The organism is Desulfarculus baarsii DSM 2075 (assembly GCF_000143965.1).
GTDB classification, from domain to species: Bacteria; Desulfobacterota; Desulfarculia; order Desulfarculales; family Desulfarculaceae; genus Desulfarculus; species Desulfarculus baarsii.
The window spans coordinates 1,560,083-1,576,734 of the sequence record NC_014365.1 but is presented as its reverse complement, the minus strand read 5'-3'; the positions used below and the strand labels follow the sequence as shown (position 1 = coordinate 1,576,734).

17 protein-coding genes, 1 tRNA gene and 1 other RNA gene are annotated in these 16,652 nt (G+C 67.3%); 11 read left to right on the top strand and 8 right to left on the bottom strand.

The annotated features are described in order from the left end of the window. The first annotated feature begins 53 nt into the window (after positions 1-53). The 6 genes from DEBA_RS07040 (at position 54) to DEBA_RS07020 (ending at position 3,609) form a co-directional block, all read left to right on the top strand. Positions 54-129: transfer RNA gene (locus DEBA_RS07040), tRNA-Ile, on the top strand. Between the two features lie 117 nt (positions 130-246). Continuing rightward, complete coding sequence (locus DEBA_RS07035; protein ID WP_050762268.1) at positions 247-1,413, top strand: Nif3-like dinuclear metal center hexameric protein; 1,167 nt, start codon at positions 247-249, stop codon at positions 1,411-1,413. 49 nt (positions 1,414-1,462) lie between these two features. Beyond that, positions 1,463-2,188 (top strand): zinc ribbon domain-containing protein, encoded by a 726-nt coding sequence (locus DEBA_RS07030; protein ID WP_013258229.1) that lies wholly within the window; start codon positions 1,463-1,465, stop codon positions 2,186-2,188. Continuing rightward, complete coding sequence (locus DEBA_RS07025) at positions 2,185-2,793, top strand: ribonuclease HI family protein (RefSeq protein ID WP_013258228.1); 609 nt, start codon at positions 2,185-2,187, stop codon at positions 2,791-2,793. The genes DEBA_RS07030 and DEBA_RS07025 overlap by 4 nt, the downstream gene beginning before the upstream one ends. Before the next feature lie 34 nt (positions 2,794-2,827). Beyond that, positions 2,828-3,198: RNase P RNA component class A (rnpB, locus tag DEBA_RS17525), an RNA gene on the top strand. A 60-nt stretch (positions 3,199-3,258) separates the two neighbouring features. Next, on the top strand, positions 3,259-3,609 hold the full coding sequence (locus DEBA_RS07020; RefSeq protein ID WP_013258227.1) for a hypothetical protein: 351 nt from the start codon (positions 3,259-3,261) through the stop codon (positions 3,607-3,609). Between the two features lies 1 nt (position 3,610). On the opposite strand, the gene DEBA_RS07015 is transcribed toward DEBA_RS07020, so the two are convergent. The 6 genes from DEBA_RS07015 to DEBA_RS06990 all read right to left on the bottom strand — a co-directional run bounded on the left by DEBA_RS07015 (position 3,611) and on the right by DEBA_RS06990 (position 9,001). Next, on the bottom strand, positions 3,611-5,083 hold the full coding sequence (locus DEBA_RS07015; protein ID WP_013258226.1) for a sigma-54-dependent transcriptional regulator: 1,473 nt from the start codon (positions 5,081-5,083) through the stop codon (positions 3,611-3,613). 202 nt (positions 5,084-5,285) lie between these two features. Beyond that, positions 5,286-5,507 (bottom strand): hypothetical protein, encoded by a 222-nt coding sequence (locus DEBA_RS07010; protein WP_013258225.1) that lies wholly within the window; start codon positions 5,505-5,507, stop codon positions 5,286-5,288. After that, positions 5,504-5,752 (bottom strand): HypC/HybG/HupF family hydrogenase formation chaperone, encoded by a 249-nt coding sequence (locus DEBA_RS07005; protein WP_013258224.1) that lies wholly within the window; start codon positions 5,750-5,752, stop codon positions 5,504-5,506. The genes DEBA_RS07010 and DEBA_RS07005 overlap by 4 nt, the downstream gene beginning before the upstream one ends. Continuing rightward, complete coding sequence (locus DEBA_RS07000) at positions 5,721-6,266, bottom strand: HyaD/HybD family hydrogenase maturation endopeptidase (RefSeq protein WP_050762267.1); 546 nt, start codon at positions 6,264-6,266, stop codon at positions 5,721-5,723. Before DEBA_RS07000 ends, DEBA_RS07005 begins: the two co-directional genes overlap by 32 nt. A gap of 81 nt (positions 6,267-6,347) precedes the next feature. Then, positions 6,348-7,997 carry a nickel-dependent hydrogenase large subunit gene (locus tag DEBA_RS06995; RefSeq protein WP_013258222.1) on the bottom strand — a complete coding sequence of 550 codons (1,650 nt, stop codon included), beginning with the start codon at positions 7,995-7,997 and terminating at the stop codon, positions 6,348-6,350. A gap of 62 nt (positions 7,998-8,059) precedes the next feature. Next, positions 8,060-9,001 (bottom strand): hydrogenase small subunit, encoded by a 942-nt coding sequence (locus DEBA_RS06990; RefSeq protein ID WP_013258221.1) that lies wholly within the window; start codon positions 8,999-9,001, stop codon positions 8,060-8,062. 370 nt (positions 9,002-9,371) lie between these two features. Here DEBA_RS06990 and DEBA_RS06985 point away from each other — a divergent pair, with 370 nt between their 5' ends. Genes DEBA_RS06985 through DEBA_RS17695 form a run of 3 tightly spaced genes read left to right on the top strand, consistent with a single transcriptional unit; the run spans position 9,372 to position 13,564 of the window. Then, a complete protein-coding gene (locus DEBA_RS06985; RefSeq protein ID WP_013258220.1) occupies positions 9,372-11,414 on the top strand; it encodes a VWA domain-containing protein in 2,043 nt (680 codons plus the stop codon). 5 nt (positions 11,415-11,419) lie between these two features. Next, on the top strand, positions 11,420-12,457 hold the full coding sequence (locus DEBA_RS06980) for an ATP-binding protein (protein WP_013258219.1): 1,038 nt from the start codon (positions 11,420-11,422) through the stop codon (positions 12,455-12,457). A 9-nt stretch (positions 12,458-12,466) separates the two neighbouring features. Beyond that, complete coding sequence (locus tag DEBA_RS17695; protein WP_013258218.1) at positions 12,467-13,564, top strand: GNAT family N-acetyltransferase; 1,098 nt, start codon at positions 12,467-12,469, stop codon at positions 13,562-13,564. 87 nt (positions 13,565-13,651) lie between these two features. Here the strand turns inward: DEBA_RS17695 and DEBA_RS06970 are convergent, their stop codons facing one another. Together DEBA_RS06970 and pyk are read right to left on the bottom strand one after the other, a co-directional pair. Beyond that, entirely contained in the window at positions 13,652-14,047 is a 396-nt protein-coding gene (locus tag DEBA_RS06970; RefSeq protein WP_013258217.1) for a hypothetical protein, read from the bottom strand. Positions 14,048-14,181: 134 nt separating this feature from the next. Next, positions 14,182-15,606 carry a pyruvate kinase gene (pyk, locus tag DEBA_RS06965; RefSeq protein WP_013258216.1) on the bottom strand — a complete coding sequence of 475 codons (1,425 nt, stop codon included), beginning with the start codon at positions 15,604-15,606 and terminating at the stop codon, positions 14,182-14,184. Between the two features lie 131 nt (positions 15,607-15,737). Between pyk and DEBA_RS06960 the strand changes: the two genes are divergently transcribed. Next, positions 15,738-16,241 (top strand): acyl-CoA thioesterase, encoded by a 504-nt coding sequence (locus DEBA_RS06960; protein WP_013258215.1) that lies wholly within the window; start codon positions 15,738-15,740, stop codon positions 16,239-16,241. Further along, positions 16,238-16,648 carry a threonyl-tRNA synthetase editing domain-containing protein gene (locus DEBA_RS06955; RefSeq protein WP_013258214.1) on the top strand — a complete coding sequence of 137 codons (411 nt, stop codon included), beginning with the start codon at positions 16,238-16,240 and terminating at the stop codon, positions 16,646-16,648. The genes DEBA_RS06960 and DEBA_RS06955 overlap by 4 nt, the downstream gene beginning before the upstream one ends. Positions 16,649-16,652: the final 4 nt, after the last annotated feature.

The following is a 16,652-nucleotide window of genomic DNA, read 5'->3' as shown; positions in this document are numbered from 1 at the left end:
CGGGCTTGACAGCCGCTTGGCTGGCGGCCATAATGAAATCTTCGTGATTCCCGGGGCCCATAGCTCAGTTGGTAGAGCCACCGGCTCATAACCGGTTCGTCCCTGGTTCGAGGCCAGGTGGGCCCACCATATTTTCGTGGCGGAGCAGGCCGATGGACGCCGCAAGGCGCCGCCAAGCGCGACATATAATCGAACCTAGCCGTCCCAAACGGCCGAGGACTGGGCGCCCCTTCAAGGGGTGCCTGCTTGTTTGACGGCATGGCCAGCAGCCTGCAAACCCCCAAGGCGCGGGATATCGTCGGACTGATGGAGCGTTGGGCTCCGTCCTGGACGGCCGAGGACTGGGACAACGTCGGGCTGTTGCTGGGCGACCCGAACGCGGCGGTGCGCCGAGCCTGGGTGGCTTTGGAGCTTTCGCCCGAGTTGCTGGAGCGGGCCATCGCCGCCCGCGTCGACATGATCCTCACCCACCACCCGCCACTTTTCCGTCCCCTGAAAAATCTGCGCCAGGACAACCCGGCCACGGCTCGCCTGCTGCGGGCCGCCAACGCCGGGGTGGCCCTGTTCGCCGCCCACACCAACCTGGACGCGGCCCCCGGCGGCGTCAACGACGCCCTGGCCGCGCGCCTGGATCTGGTCGAGGCCAAACCGCTGGCCCCGGCCGGTATGGGAGGCCTGCAAAAGCTGGTCTGCTTCGCGCCCCAGTCCCACGCCGAACAGATCGCCCAGGCCCTGTTCGCCGCGGGCGCCGGCGTCATCGGCGACTACGCCCAATGCTCCTTCAGCGCCCCCGGTCGGGGGCATTTTTTGGCCCCGGACCAGGGCCGCCCCTTAGTGGGCCAGGCCGGCCAAGCCGTCACGGTCGAGGAAATCCGCCTGGAGGTCGTCGTGCCGGCGCGGGAGGCCGGCGCGGCGGTGCGGGCCATGCTGCGGGCCCATCCCTACGAGGAGCCAGCCTTCGACATCTATCCCTTGCGTCAGGGGCCCAGCGGCTTTGGCCTGGGCCGCGTGGGCCAGTTGGCCGAGCCCATGGCCGGCGAACGTTTCGCCGCCTGGGCCGCGCGGCGGTTGGGGGCGAGCACGGCCATGATTGCCGGCCCCGCGCCCGACATCGTCCACCGCGTGGCCGTGCTGGGCGGCTCGGGGGCCGAATACCTGGCCCAAGCCGCGGCCATGGGCGCCCAGGCCTTTGTCACCGGCGAGGCCGGCCACCACAGCGCCGAACAGGCGCAAGACCTGGGCCTGCTGCTGTGCTGCCTGGGACATTATCAAACCGAAGTGGTCATTGTCGAACCCTGGGCCAAGCGGCTGGCGGCCATGCTGGCCGAGGCCGGGTTTGATTGCGAGATAACGGCAAGCGCCCAGGGCCAAGGCCCATGGCGCCCGGCGGATGGACCAGGGGCCAGGCCCTAGGCCCATTCGCGGCACAATATATGGTCGCCTGGCGACCGGAGGTGATATCTTGATCGAACAACTGCGCCTACTGGTAAAATTGCAGACCGTCGATAAAACCGCCTACGAACTTGAACAGGAACTGGGCCGCATCCCCGCCCGCCTGGCCGAGTTGGACCAGATCGAGCAATCCCTGCATTCGGAACAAAACATCGTCCAGGCCGAACTGGACCAGGCCGCCAAGATCCGCAAGGAGCTCGAACGCCGCGCCGAGGAGTTGCGCGCCCGCCAGCGCAAGGCCGAAAGCCGCCTGATGGGCGCCAAGGCCCAGAAAGAATACCAGGCCGCCACCGCCGAGATCGACGAGGCCAAGGACTCGATCAAAGAGACCGACGACCTGCTGATCGAGGCCATGGAGCGCCACGAGGCCCTAGCGGCCAAGGCCGGCGCGCTGGGCGAAAAACTGGCCGCCGCGGTGGCCGGGGCCGAGGAGGAACGCGCCAACCTGGCCCAACGCAAGGCCCATCTGGAGGGTCAGATCCAGCAGTTGCAGGGCCAACGCAAGACCATGACCTGCGGCATCGACGCGCAGCTTTTGTCCGAGTACGACTTCATCCGCCCCCGTCGGCAAGGCGTGGCCGTGGCCCCGGTCAGCGGCGGCAGTTGCGGCGTCTGCCACATGAACATGCCGCCACAGCAATACAACGAGTTGCAGCGCATGGACAAGATCATGCGCTGTTCGTCGTGCCAACGCCTGGTCTACTGGGCCGACTCCGACCAGTTCAACGACCTGTGAGCCATTCGGCCCCCGACGACGCCGGTTGCGCGGCCCTGCTGACCGCCCTGGCCCAGGCCCTGGAGCGGGGCCAGGGGCTTGATTTGCCGGCCGACGAGGCGACCATGGCCCGTTGCCTGCGCCGGGCGGCCGCCCTGCTGGCCCCGGAGCCCACGCAAGCGCCGCCGTCGCGACCCGCCGATCTGGCGAGGCCCCAGGCCTTCGCGGCCACGCTCTACGCCGATGGCGGGGCCAGGGGCAACCCCGGCCCGGCCGGGGCCGGCGCGGTGATCTACGACCAAAGCGGCGCGCAAATCGCCGCGCTCAGCCGCTATCTGGGCCAGGCCACCAACAATGTGGCCGAATACCAGGCGCTGCTCATGGGCCTGGAGGCGGCGTTGGAGCTGGGCGTGGGCCAGATCGATGTGCGTCTGGACAGCGAGCTTCTGGTCAAGCAGCTTGGCGGCCAATATCAGGTCAAGGCCCCCCACCTCAAGCCGCTGTTTCAAAAGGCCAAGGCGCTGTTGCAACAATTCACCGGCGCGCATATAGTGCATGTCAGGCGCGAGCAAAACGGCGTGGCCGACGGCCTGGCCAACCAGGCCATGGACCGCCGCGCCAACTGAGGCGCGCGCCGCCCAAGAAAAAAAGGCCCGGGACGGAGCCGGTCGGGCGGTCGCCGGCCCCCTTTGCGGGGGCGGGAGGAAAGTCCGAGCACCACAGGGCAGGGTGCTGGCTAACGGCCAGGGGGGGAAACCCCACGGATAGCGCCACAGAAAGCAAACCGCCGCCGGCGCGCCGGCGGTAAGGGTGAAACGGTGAGGCAAGAGCTCACCAGCGGGGGCGGTGACGCCTCCGGCTAGGCAAACCCCACCCGGTGCAAGACCAAATAGGGAGGCGTTGGAGGGCGGCCCGCCCGAGGCCTCCGGGTAGGTTGCTTGAGGCGCCGGGCAACCGGCGTCCTAGAGGAATGACCGCCGCCCGGCCTTTTTGGCCGGGAACAGAACTCGGCTTACAGACCGACTCCGCCCTTGGGCCTATCCGCCAGACACGCCGTTGGCCACGCCCAACGTCATCGACGGGAGAGCGTCATGAGCAGGTTCCAGCAGATCAGGGTGCGCGTGGAGGCCCACTACGCCAAAAGCCTGGCCAAGGACTTTCCGGCCCTGCATGGGCGCATCTGCAAGCTCGACAACCGCTATCTGCAACACGAACCGCCGCTGATGGAGTTGGTTCCCGTGGTGGCCCGCCTGGGCCTCGACCCTCACGTCGAACCGAAAACGCGCCAGATCGCCAGCCGCTGGGCCGGCCGCCTGGAGGCCCTGGAGCGCCAGGCGCAAAACAACATCGCCAGTTGGCTGCTGGCCGCCGCCGAGCAAGACCTGGCGCGCATGGACGAGCTGTTCATGGAGCTGGAAGAAGCCCTGGCCGAACTGGACTGACTCAGGCGCGGCGCGAAACGCCGCACTTTTTCAGCCGGTTGTAGAGCCCCGTGCGCGACAGCCCCGATATGGCGCAGGCCCGGCGGATATCCCAATCCACGTGATCCATCAAATCGGCCAGATAGGCCCGTTCGACCCTGGCCATGGCCTCTTCGAGCACATCGCCAAGCGTCGGAAACATGCCCGAGGCGTCCGGGCCCGGCCAAGCGGGCTGCTTCGCCGGGGCGGACCTCCCGCCGGTGTGGTTGGCCAGGGTGGTGATGACGGCGGCCTTGTGGCCGTCGCCAGCGGCGCGGCTCATGCTGTCGACGGCCCTGGCGATGCGGATGGACTCGGGCAGATGCCTGGCGAAAAGGGTCGGCGATGATCCGCCGGCGGTCATGGCCTGCTCCAGCACGTTGAACAGCTCGCGCACGTTGCCGGGCCAGTTGTAGTGACGCAGCGCGTCGAAGAAGTCGGGGCTGACGCCCTTGATCTCGACGCCCCAGCGCTGGGAGAGACGGTTGAGATAGCTGACGGTCAGTTCGTGCAGGTCGTCCTGACGCTGGCAAAGCGGCGGCAGATGGATGGTGATCGAACGCAGGCGGTAGAGCAGATCCTGGCGGAAGCGACCGTCAGCGGCCATCTGGTCCAGGTCGCGGTTGGTGGCGGCCACCAGCCTGAATTCGCTGGAGACCTCTTCCTTGGCCCCGATGGGCCGGAAACGTCGCTCCTGCAACACGCGCAAAAAGGCCTTTTGCATCGACAAGGGCAGTTCGCCCACCTCATCCAAAAACAGCGTGCCGCCGTTGGCCTGGCTCACCAGGCCGTCACGGGGGCGATCGGCGCCGGTGAAGGCCCCGCGCTCGTGGCCAAAGAGCATGCTCTCCACCAGCGACTCGGGCAGGGCCGCGCAGTCGACCACCACGAAACTACTGTGGCCGCGGGGGCTGTTTTCGTGAATGGCCCTGGCGAAAAGCTCCTTGCCCGTGCCGGTTTGGCCGGTGATGAGCACGCTGGCGTCGCTGCCGGCGGCCTGGGCCAGCATGTCGAAGCAAAGCTGCATCTTGGGGCTGGAGCCGATGATGGCCTCGCGTTTGAGGGCCCTGAGGGGTTTGGCCGCGCCCTTTTCCCGGCGATATTGCAGGGCGCGCATCAGCGGCAGAACCATGTCCTTGATCGAGGAGCCTTTTTCGATGTAATCCCAGGCCCCGCTCTTGATGGCCTTTTCGGCCCCTTCCGGGTCGCCCATGCCGGTGATGATGATCACCTCGGGCTGGGCCCCGCTCAGGCGCAACTTCTCGACCTGCTCCAACCCGTTGCCGTCGGGCATGCGCACGTCGAGGTAGACCACGTCGTAAGGCTGGGCCTGGGCCATGGCCACGCCCGCGGCCAGAGTGTGGGCGCTGTCGGCCAGGCAGTCCATCTTGACAAGCTTGGCCGCCAGCATCTGGCAGATCAGAGGATCGTCGTCTATGATCAATACCCGCGCCATGGATAGCCCCGCCTGACGGCAAAAATGCGCCCCGGAGTCGAAAGTCGGGTCAAGCGGTATTGTTCAAGACGCCGGCGCTAGCGCTGCTTTTATGATTAGAGGCAGGTTGTTCCAATGTAACGTAAAACGCTTATCGATGCAACCATCCGGCCAAGGGCCAGGCCGTGCGCGCCGCTACCGCTGGTTGTCGGCCGGGGCGCGGCTATTGCTCGAACTGAGCCCCGCACCAGGGGCAGAACTTGAAACCGATGTCGTGGATGGCCTCGCCGCAGGCCGAACACCGGGTGATCATCTCGTTGGCGCAAAAGGGGCAGAAGACGAAGCTGGCGCATTTGGCCGCCCAATCCTCGCCCAGTTGCTCCCAATTTTCCGCGCAGGCCTCCTCTTGGCAGACCTTTTCCTTGCGGGCAATCTTTTCGCTCATGATTGTTTTTCTCCGCCGCCTTGCCGGTCAACCGCTTCGACCATCTCGCGCAACAACGCCAGCGAGGCCAGGGCCTCGCTTTCATCCAGGCGGTGCATGGCGAATCCGGCGTGCATGATGACATAATCGCCCACCTTCAGCGGTGGGGCCAGCACGGTGCTCACCCGGCGCAAGACCCCGCCCACGTCCACCGTGGCCATGCCCTCGTCGAGCTCAATTACCTTGGCTGGCGCCGCCAAACACATCGGGGGCCTTCTCCCAGCGGCTTCGGGCCAGCGGCCGTACGCCCAGGGCGTCCAACTCGGCCAGCACCGCCGCGATCATCTTTTCGACGGCCGCCTCCACCTTGGGCGTCAGATAGAGGCCCCAGCCGTCGATGTCCTCGTACTCCACGCCCACCACCGTCACCTTGGGCGCATCGCCCAAAAGCGGCAGGATGGCCATGGTCTCCATCAGGTCGATCTGATGCAGCGAATCTTTGTAGTGGATGTGATCGGGCCTGGCCTCCCAGTCGAAACGAAACACCGTGCCCGGCGGCTTACCGCCGCGCACCGCATCGATGACGACAACGTGGTCGGCGTCCATGATCGTGCCCGTCAGCGACAGGCCCAGCACCCCGCCATCGACCAGGCGGACGTTTTCGGGAAAGGCGAAACGGCGCGCCAACTCGCCCAGCACCCGCACGCCCACACCCTCGTCGCGCAGCAACACGTTGCCCACGCCCAGCACAAGGATACGCATCTTGTCAGAATCGCTCATTATTGAAAATTATAACAGAAAGGCGGCGGAGCGGCCAAAAATACCGCCGCCCCGCCGCGATGACCGGCCCGCCTCCAAGGCCTAAAGCACCTTGAATTTGTACACCTCGTTGGTGTGCGGGTCGATCACGTGCACGCCGCAGGCGATGCACGGGTCGAAGGAGTGAACCGTGCGCAGGATCTCCACCGGCCGCTTGGGGTCGGCCACCGGCGTGCCCACCAGCGATTCCTCCACCGGCCCCAATTGACCCTTGGCGTCGCGGGGGCCCAGGTTCCAGGTGCTGGGCACCACCAACTGGTAGTTGTCAATGCGGTTCTGGGCGTTTTGCTTCACCCAGTGGCCCAACGCGCCCCGGGGCACGTCGATCAGGCCCATGCCCATGGCCTCGCCCGGCCACTGCCAGCGGGCCACGGTCTCGGTGTCGCCGACGCGCAGGCGCTCGACGATCTGGTTGACCCACAGCTCCATCTCGTCGGTGATGACCTTGGTCTGGATGGCCCGGGCGGCGGTGCGGCCCAGGGTGCTGAACAGGGCCGTCACCGGGATGTCCAAATGCTTGAGCACCGCCTCCACCGAGGCCTTGACCGGGGCGACGCCGCCGGCGTAGGCCATGAGCATCTGGGCCAGAGGGCCCACCTCCATGGGCCGGCCTTCGTAGCGCGGGGCCTTGAAGAAGCTGTATTTGCCTTCATAGTCGTAGTCGGGCAAAATCGGCTCGGTGACGCCCTGGTAGGGATGCCGGGGCTCGCCGTCGGCGTACCAGGCCCGCTTGACTTCCTCGGTGATCCTGGCCGGATCGACGGGCTGGGGCTTGGCTATGTCGCGGTCAAAAATCACGCCGCCGGGCAGCCACATATCCTCCTGGCCATAGGGGCCCGACTTTTGCGGAAAATTGCCATAGGCCAGGAAGTTGGTCGTGCCGCCGATGCCGCCCCAGTCCTTGTAGAACGAAGCCACGGCCAAAAGGTCGGGGAGATAGACATTGTCGATGAAGCGGCGCATGGCCTGCAAATACCACAGAAATTCCGACAGGCGCTCGACGTCCATCACGTCCTGCACGCACGATACGCCGCCGGTGACATGCACCTGCACATGGGGATTTTTGCCACCGAGCATGGCCATCATGCGCGCGGCGCGGGTCTGCATGCGCAGCCACTCGATGTAGTGGGCCGCCGCCAGCAGGTTGGCCTCGGCCGGCAGGCGGTAGTCCGGGTGGCCCCAATAGCCGTTGGCAAAGGGGCCAAGTTGACCGCTGTCGACGAACTTTTGCAGCCGGGCCTTGACGTCCCTGAAGTCGTTGACGCCGCTGTTGGGGTAGTTGCCCAGACTGTCGGCCAACGCGGCGGTCTTTTTGGGGTCGGCCTGGAGGGCGTTGACGACGTCGACCCAGTCCAGGGCGTGCAGCACGTAAAAATGGGTGATGTGATCGTGGATGAACTGGACGCCGTGCAAGAGGTTGCGCGTCAGGCGGGCCAGGTCCGGGATCTTCACGCCGGCGGCGTCGTCCAGGGCGCGGATGGAGGCCAGGGCGTGGACCTCGGTGCACACGCCGCAGGCGCGTTGGGTGATGTGCGGGGCGTCGCGGGGGTCGCGGCCTTTGAGGATGATCTCCAGGCCACGGAAAAGCTGGGCCGAGCTCCAGGCGTCCTTCACCTTGCCGTTTTCGATCTCGACGTCGATGCGCAGATGCCCCTCGATGCGCGTAATGGGGTCAATGGTCAGCTTCGCCATCTTGTCCGTCCTCCTTCTGGGGACAAATTCAAATCAAATCGGTCGTGGCCCCGTGCCGCCCATCAGGGCTTGGAAGTGTAAAACGGGGCCATGTTGTCCCAGAACTGTGGTTCGGAGCAGCCAAGACAGGGGTGGCCGGCGCCCACCGGCCAGTTGGTGCCGTCGTTGAACTTGACCAGCGAACAGTTGTTGTGGGTGTCGGGGCCCTTGCAGCCCATCTCGAACAGACACCAGCCGTTGATGGCCCCCTCGTCGCCGAAACGCTTGACGAACTCGGCCTCCTCGAAGTGGGCCCGGCGGGGGCATTTGTCGTGGATGGTCGCGCCATAGGCGAACTTGGGCCGGCCGTAATCGTCCAGGGCCGGCGTGCGGCCCAGCAGCAGAAACTGCACCACCGCCGATACGGCGTTGACCGGGTTGGGCGGGCAGCCCGCCAAGTTGATCGTCTGGATGCCCAGGGCCTCGCCCACGCCCATGGCTTTGGTCGGGTTGGGCTTGGCCGCCTGCACCCCACCGTAACAGGCGCAGGTGCCCATGGCCATGACCGCCACCGCGCCCTTGGCCGCCTCCTTGGCGATCTCGATCATGGGCCGGCCGGCCACCTTGCCCCACACCCCGCCGTCGGCGGTGGGGATGCCGCCCTCGCAGACGAGGATATACTTGCCCTTGTACCTCTCCATGGCCTCGTGCAGCGATTTTTCGGCCGCATGGCCCGCCGGGGCCATGATCGTCTCGTGATAGGCCACGTTGAGCACCTCCAACACCAGCTCGTCGATCCACGGATAGGACGAGCGGATGAAGGCCTCCGAACAGCCCGTGCACTCGGCGAAATGCAGCCAGATCACCGTGGGTCGCTCCTTGGCCGTCATGGCCTGGGCCACCTTGGGAATCATCGCCGGCGCCAGGCCCAGCACCGAGGTGACCAGCGTGGTCAACTTGATGAAGTCGCGCCGATTTATGCCCTTTGAATCGATGTGCTCAAGGACATGATCCAATTTGTCCATCTGGCCCTCCTGCTCGGTCCTCATTGCGTGGCCAGTGGGCCAAGCCCCTTGCCGGGAAGGCTTGGTCGCGGCCGGTGGAAGCCCTGAAGGCGCATGCGGATCAAAATGATGGGCTAGCTCGGGATTGCCGCGCTAACAGGGTGCGGGGAACTTGCAAATTGCACAAAAAAGCACAATAACTACGTTACCTTCGAGATTATCATCTCGTTTTGAAACTTTCAGGGTCAAATATGAAATGACGATCGATATCGATAGTTCTTTCCTATAAGATATGAGTGGCGGTTCAGTTTGTGCCCTCGTCGGTGTTTACAAGGCGCGCCGCCGACAATATATTTGTTGTTTCGGCCCCATAGAGCGTAGAGCACGGTTCATGGCCAAACACGCCACAAGCCCAAGCGGGCCCATCGGCTATCCCTTCGCGGCCATCGTCGGCCAGCGGTCGATGAAACTGGCCCTGCTGTTGGCCGCCGTCGACCCCGGTTTGGGCGGTGTTTTGCTGCGCGGCGAAAAAGGCACGGCCAAATCCACCGCCGCCCGGGCCCTGGCCGGCCTGCTGCCGCCGCTGTGCGTGGTGGCCGGCTGCCCGCTGGGCTGCGACCCCGATGGACCGCCGTGCCCGCGCTGCGCCGCCGCCTCGCGGCCCCTGCCCCGGGCCACGGCGGCCACGCCCTTTGTCGATCTGCCTCTGGGCGCCACCGAGGACCGCCTGGTCGGCGCGCTGGACATCAACGCGGCCATCCAGGAAGGCCGGCTGGCGTTCGCGCCGGGCCTGTTGGCCCGGGCCCATCGCGGCGTGCTCTATATCGACGAAGTAAACCTGCTGGCCCCGCATCTGGCCCATCTGATCCTCGACGCGGCGGCCTCGGGCCTGGCCACGGTCGAACGCGAGGGCGTCAGTTTCGCCCATCCGGCCCAGATCACGCTCATCGCCAGCTACAACCCCGAGGAAGGCGGCCTGGGGCCCCAGCTCCTGGACCGCTTCGGCCTGTGCGTGGAGGTGGCCGCCGAGCAAGACCCCGAGGCGCGCAAGGAGCTTTTGCGCCGTCGCCTGGCCCACGAGGCCGATCCGGCCGCCTTTGCCGCCCGCTGGGCCAAGGCTGAGGATCGCTTGCGCGGCCGTCTGCTGGCCGCCCGCCAGGCCCTGGCCAACGTGAGTCTGACGCCGTCCGCCGCCCGGCGCGCCGCCGCGTTGGCCGCCTGGGCCGGCGCGCGGGGTCAACGCGCCGAGTTGGCCATGGCCCGCGCGGCCCGCGCCCTGGCCGCCTGGCAAGGCCGCGGCCAGGCCACGCCGGCCGATGTCGATCGCGTGGCCGCCATGGCCTTGGCCCACCGCGCCACGGGCGCGGCGCAAAACCACGGCCAGAGCTTCGAGCGCCTGCTCAAAGACCCGCCGCCCGATCAACCCGGCGAGGAAGAACCCCGGCGCGTGGTCGTCATCAAGGCCGACGACCAGCTCCAGCCGCTCGGCGATCAACCAGGCCCCCAGGAGCGCGTCCTGCAACTGTGGGAGGCCGCCGAGGCCCCGGCCATCGCCACGCGGCTATCGGCCAAGGAGACCGGCAGCCTGCGCCAGGCCGGCCGCCGCGCCGCCCGCCAGACCGATTCGGCGCGGGGCCGCTACGTGCGGGCCTCGGCCCTGCGCCTGGGCCGAGGCCTGGCCTTCGACGCCACCCTGCGCGCCGCCGCGCCCCACCAGCGCTCCCGCCGCGCGCCCGGCGGCCCGGCCCTGGTCGTGCGCGGCCAGGATATCCGCGAAAAAGTGCGCCTGGCCAGGCGGGGCCGGTTGATCATGTTCTGCGTCGACGCCAGCGGCTCGATGAACGCCGCCGCGCGCATGCGCGTGAGCAAGCAGGCCGTGTTGGGCCTGCTCACCGAGGCCTACCAAAAGCGCGATCGCGTGGGCCTGGTGGCCTTTGGCGGCAACGCCGCCAGGCTGCTTCTGCCGCCCACCGGCAGCGTGGAGGTGGCCCGCAAGCTGCTGGCCGAGCTGCCCACCGGCGGCAAGACGCCCCTGGCCGCGGGGCTGGCCGTCACCGCCCAGGCCGTCAGCCGCGAACTGGCCCGCGATCCCAAGCTCACCCCGCTGGTGGTCGTCTTCACCGACGGCCGGCCCAACGTGCCCCTGGCCGCCAGCCTGGGCGAGGACATCGACCTGGGCCGGGCAGGCAACAAGGGCGGCGGCTGGGGAGACGGCTGGGGAGACGGCGGCTACGCCGACCGCGAGGCGCTCGACCTGGCCAAAAGCCTGGCCAAGGACGGCCGCGTGCGCTACGTTGTCGTCGATATCGACACCGGCCATTTTCACGAAGCCAACCTCTGCCGGCCCCTGGCCGACTATCTCGGCGCGCCGTGCATCTCCCTGCGCCGGCTGACCGCCGACCGGGTGCTCGACCTGGTCAAGGCCCATTGGTGAGGATCATGAATCACGCCCCCACGCAAAACGCCCAGCCCCTCTACCCCTTCGCGGCCCTGGTCGGCCAAGACCAGATGAAGCTGGCCCTGATCATCAACGTGGTCAACCCCCGGGTGGGCGGCGTGCTCATCCGCGGCGAAAAGGGCACGGCCAAATCCACCGCCGTGCGGGCCCTGGCCGAGCTGATGCCCCAGCAAAAGGCCGTGGCCGACTGCCCCTACGCCTGCGATCCCCGGGACGCGGCGGCCATGTGCGCCGCTTGCCGCGCCCGCTTGAGCGCCGGACAGGAACTGCCCGTGGCCACGCGCCGCGTGCGGGTGGTCGAGCTGCCCGTGGGCGCCACCGAGGACCGCCTGCTGGGCTCGCTGGACATGGAAAGCGCCATCGGCGAGGGGCAGACGCGCTTTCAGCCGGGCATTCTGGCCGCGGCCAACCGCCAGATCCTCTATGTCGACGAGGTCAACCTGCTAGACGACCACCTGGTCGACGCCCTGCTCGACGCCGCGGCCATGGGCGTAAACACCGTCGAACGCGAATCGATCAGCGTCAGCCATCCCTCGCGCTTCACGCTGGTGGGCACCATGAACCCCGAGGAGGGCGAACTGCGGCCCCAGCTCACCGACCGCTTCGGCCTGTGCGTGCAGGTCGGCGGCCTGAGCGACCCGGCCCAGCGCGTGGCCGTCATCGCCAATCGCCTGGCCTTTGAAAAAGACCCGGCCCGCTTCGTCAAGGCCCACGCCGCCGCCGGCCGGGCCATCGCCCGCGCCATCGCCGCCGCCCGCCGCCTGCTGCCCAAGGTCCAGGCCGGCCCGGAGATCCTCGACCGCGTGGTGCAACTGACCCTGGGCCTGGGCGTGGACGGCCACCGCGGCGATCTGACCCTGCTCAAGTGCGCCATGACCATGGCCGCCCTCGACGGCCGCCGCGCGGTCCTGCGCTCCGACGTGGACGCCGCCGCCCTGCTGGCCCTGCCCCACCGCCTGCGCCGCCGGCCCCTGGCCGAGATGGATTTTGACATCGCCGCGCGCATCAGGCGCATCTAGGGCCAAAAAATGGGACGCAGCAAGGACATGGCCCGCGACCTGCGCTGGGGCGGTCGGGTGCTGGGCAAGCCGCGCAAGACGCGCCTGGCCCACAAGGGGGCCTACAACACCGAGGACACGCCCTATCACGTGCTGGAGCACGTTTTCACGCACGTCGCGCCCATCGCCGAAAACGACGTCATCGTCGATATCGGCTGCGGCTGGGGCCGGGTGATCAATTACCTGCTGTCGCTGGGCGCGCCAAACCGCGTCATCGGCCTGGAGCTGGATCCGGAGGTGGCCGCCGACACGGCCGCCCGCCTGGCCCCCCACGCCAACGTGAGCATCGTCTGCGCCGACGCCAGCGCCGCCCTGCCCGAGGACGGCACGTTGTTTTACCTATACAATCCTTTTGCCGAGTTCGTGGTGCGGCGGCTTTCGGCCCGGCTGATGGCCCTGCCCCATCTGGATCGCCTGCGGGTGGTCTATTACAACAGCCTGCACCTGGAGCCCTTTGTCAAGGATCCAGACTGGCGCATCGAGCCGTTCCAGACGCCACGCGGCCGAGTTGGCGCGTTGATCCGGCCGGCCAGGCATTTATTCAGCATGAACGAGGGGGAAACAGAAATGAAGCATTCAGGCGAGATCGTTCTGCGGCCGGCCGACGCGCAAGACGGGCCGGCGGTGATGGCCATCTTCAACCACTACGTGGCCAACAGCTTCGCCGCCTATCCCGAAACCCCGCACCCGCCGCAAGCCTTCGAGCATCTGCTAAACATCTGCCTGGATGGCAGCTTTGTGGTGGCCGAGGAGGACGGCCAGGTGATCGGCCTGGGTTTTTTGACGCCGTTTCTGCCGGCCGAGACCCTGCGCCGCACGGCCCAGGTCACGTACTTCATCGCCCCGGAGCACACCGGCAAGGGCCTGGGCCGACTACTACTGCAAAGCCTCGTCGCCAGCGCCCGCCAGCGCGGCGTGGACACGCTCTTGGCCCACGTCTCGTCGCTCAACCAGGGCAGCATCCGCTTCCACCAGCAAAACGGCTTCGAGCGGCGCGGCGAGTTGCAACGGGTCGGCCGCAAGCACGGCCAGGATTTCGGCGTGGTCTATCTGCAAAAATTCATCTAGCAGGTCGTCGAGCAGTCCAGGCCCGACCCTTTGCACGGATCACCCGCCGGTCACGCCGTGGCCGGAGCGCCCGCCGGCCTTGCCCGGCTAGCCGTTGATGGCGATGGCCAGGGGGATGACGTGCAGCTCCCGCGAAAGCTCCCTAGTGCGGCCCACCTGCCACTGGCCGCAGTTGGCCCGGCCGGCCAGCATCTCGTCGATCTTTTTGACCAGGCCCTTGACGTTGATCACGGGATGGCGCGAAAACACGTCGGGCAGGCCGTAGGTCAGATTGCAGGCCAAGCACTTGCCGGGCCGTTGATGCAGTTGGAACTCGAACAGGAGCCTGCCCTCGCCGCTGCCGGCGTAGCGCATGGTCACGTCCCAGGCCCCTTCCCTGGCGTCGCCGTAGAGGGCGTCGAAAAAGCGGTCCGCCAGTCCTGGCGGCAAAAGCTCGTCCATCGCCTTGGGCGAAAAGATGTCGCTGAACTGATCGCTTTTCATGGTGGGAAATCTCCGTTTGCGGGCAAGAGGTGTTCGCGCCTGGCGCGAGCGCTGGTTATCCGCGATTGGGAAATTTACCACAAGTTCGGCCGCCGCGCAGTTTGTTTGACCACGCGGCGCGCCGTGCGGGCCGGCTAAAGCTCCATGACCTTGGCCATGTTGGTCGAGCCCCGCACCTGCAAGGGCAGGCCGGCGGTGACGATGAGTTTGTCGCCCTTGTCGGCCAGGCCGTGTTCCTTGCACCAGCGGGCGGTGGCGGCCAGCATTTCCTCGATGGAGCCAAAGGGCGCGACCTCCGCCGGAATCACGCCCCACGACATGGTCAACTGGCGCAGGGTATGCTGATGGGGGGTCAGGCCGATGACCGGCTGGCGCGGCCGGAAACGGGCGATGAGCCGGGCCGTGCCGCCGCTGGCGGTGGAGGCCACGATGCCGGCGGCGTTCAGGTCGCGGGCCAGGTAGACCGCCGCCCGGCTGAGGGCCGCCTCGGTGGCCGGCAGCAGGCTGGAAAGCTCCTGGCGCAGGTAGTGGGCCGTGTCCAGCTCGCGCTCGGCCGCGCGGCAGATGCGGTCCATGACCTTGACCGAATCCAGGGGATAGTTGCCGGCGGCGGTCTCGTCGGAGAGCATCACCGCGTCGGTGCCGTCAAAAACGGCGTTGGCCACGTCGGTGGCCTCGGCCCGAGTGGGCCGGGGGCTGGTCATCATCGAGCGCAGCATCTGGGTGGCGGTGATGACCAGCTTGCCCGCACGCCTGGCGTGGTCGATGATGCGCTTTTGCACGATGGGCACCTCTTCCAGGGGCATCTCCACGCCCAGATCGCCCCGGGCCACCATCACGCCGTCGACGGCCTCCAGAATCTCGTCCAGGCGCTCGACGGCCTGGGGCTTTTCGATCTTGGCGATCAACAGCGGCGGCTGCTCGCGCCGCGCGAGGATCTCGCGCACGGGGGCCAGGTCTTGTTCGTGGCGCACGAAGGAAAGGGCCACGAAGTCCACGTCTTCGGCCAGGCCCATCTCCAGGTCGGCGCGGTCTTTTTCGGTGAAGGCCGGAATGCGCAGCACGCTGGTGGGCAGGTTGACGCCCTTGCGCGAGGAGACCTCGCCGCCGGTGATCACCGAGCAAAGCAGTTGGCCGTCCTTTTTGCCGGTGACCACCAGCTCCACCAGGCCGTCGGCCATCAGGATGCGCCCGCCGATCTCCACGTCCTCCAGCAGGTGGGGGTAATTGACCGGGATGGCCTCGCCCTCGGCGCTCTCGCCCTGGACCAGCGTCACGGCCTGGCCCGTGCGCAGCCGCCGCTCCAGCGGCAAGACGCCCAGCCTGATCTTTGGCCCGGCCAGGTCCATCAGCACGCCCACCGGCCGACCAGCCGCCGCCGCCGCCCGCCGCACCGCCGAGATGACCTGGCGGTGGCCATCGTGGTCGCCGTGGGAGAAATTGAGCCGGGCCACGTCCAGGCCGGCGTCGACCAGGTGGCCGATCATCGCGGGGCTGGCGGTGACCGGGCCGATGGTGGCCACGATTTTGGTCTTGCGGCAGTCTCTCAGGCTGTTCATGACGGTCCCCGTGGTTTAGTATGTTTTCCGGCGGCCGCGCGAGGCGGGCCGTGCCTTCATCATACCCAAAAATCGCCGCCCGGCGCGATCGGCAAGGCGATTTAACCAAATTGTTGGCGAGGAAAACGAAAATGAACGCCAAGACCGTCGACGAAACCCAGATCGTCATGGCCCAGCAGATGATGCCCCACGACGCCAACCCCTACGGCAACGTCCACGGCGGCGTCATCGTCAAGCTCATCGACACCACCGGCGGCGTGGTGGCCCTGCGTCACGCCGGCCGCAACGTGGTCACCGCCTCCATCGACCGGCTGGATTTCCTGCAACCGGCCTTTGTCGGCGACATCCTCATCCTCAAGGCCAGCCTTAACCTGGTGGGCAGCTCGTCCATGGAGGTGGGCTGCCGGGTCGAGGCCGAAAACCCCATCACCGGCCAGGTGCGCCACGCCGCCTCGGCCTACTTGACCTACGTGGCCTTGGACGCCGACGGCCGGCCCACCGCCGTGCCGCCCTTGACCCTGCAAGGCCCCGAGCAGACACGGCGCAACGCCCAGGCCGCCCAGCGCCGCGGGCTGCGCCTGGCCGAACGCCGCAACGAGGCGGCCATGGACCGCGCCGGCAGGCCCGGCCAATGAAGTTGTTGATGTTTTACGCGCCGTCGTTTTGGTTCAAGACCCACGAAAAAGCCCTGGCCGAAGCGCCCGAGGCCGATATCGAACAAACCGTGGAACACGCCGTGGTCGTCTTTTATCAGGTCGAGGCCCACGACGTCGATGATCAAACGGCCACCATAAACAAAACAATAAAGAACATCAAATGGTTGTCCCGTAAGTTCCAGGCCGGGGCCGTGGTCTTGCATTCGTTCAATCACCTATCGGCCAGCAAGGCCCCGCCCCAGGCGGCCCAGGCCCTGATGGAGGCCGCCGCCCAGCGCCTGGCCGCGGTGGGCCTGACGGTCCAGCAAACGCCCTTCGGCTACCTCAACGAGTGGCGGCTGCACGCGGCCGGACCGGCCCTGGCCAAGGTCTTCAAGGAATTCTAGGGCC

Coding starts and splice junctions, on each gene's coding strand:
- DEBA_RS07020 (WP_013258227.1), top strand. CDS start 3,259: ATGAGCAGGTTCCAGCAGATCAGGGTGCGCGTGGAGGCCCACTACGCC.
- DEBA_RS07015 (WP_013258226.1), bottom strand. CDS start 5,083: ATGGCGCGGGTATTGATCATAGACGACGATCCTCTGATCTGCCAGATG.
- DEBA_RS07010 (WP_013258225.1), bottom strand. CDS start 5,507: ATGAGCGAAAAGATTGCCCGCAAGGAAAAGGTCTGCCAAGAGGAGGCC.
- DEBA_RS07005 (WP_013258224.1), bottom strand. CDS start 5,752: ATGTGTTTGGCGGCGCCAGCCAAGGTAATTGAGCTCGACGAGGGCATG.
- DEBA_RS07000 (WP_050762267.1), bottom strand. CDS start 6,266: ATGAGCGATTCTGACAAGATGCGTATCCTTGTGCTGGGCGTGGGCAAC.
- DEBA_RS06995 (WP_013258222.1), bottom strand. CDS start 7,997: ATGGCGAAGCTGACCATTGACCCCATTACGCGCATCGAGGGGCATCTG.
- DEBA_RS06990 (WP_013258221.1), bottom strand. CDS start 9,001: ATGGACAAATTGGATCATGTCCTTGAGCACATCGATTCAAAGGGCATA.
- DEBA_RS06985 (WP_013258220.1), top strand. CDS start 9,372: ATGGCCAAACACGCCACAAGCCCAAGCGGGCCCATCGGCTATCCCTTC.
- DEBA_RS06980 (WP_013258219.1), top strand. CDS start 11,420: ATGAATCACGCCCCCACGCAAAACGCCCAGCCCCTCTACCCCTTCGCG.
- DEBA_RS17695 (WP_013258218.1), top strand. CDS start 12,467: ATGGGACGCAGCAAGGACATGGCCCGCGACCTGCGCTGGGGCGGTCGG.
- DEBA_RS06970 (WP_013258217.1), bottom strand. CDS start 14,047: ATGAAAAGCGATCAGTTCAGCGACATCTTTTCGCCCAAGGCGATGGAC.
- pyk (WP_013258216.1), bottom strand. CDS start 15,606: ATGAACAGCCTGAGAGACTGCCGCAAGACCAAAATCGTGGCCACCATC.
- DEBA_RS06960 (WP_013258215.1), top strand. CDS start 15,738: ATGAACGCCAAGACCGTCGACGAAACCCAGATCGTCATGGCCCAGCAG.
- DEBA_RS06955 (WP_013258214.1), top strand. CDS start 16,238: ATGAAGTTGTTGATGTTTTACGCGCCGTCGTTTTGGTTCAAGACCCAC.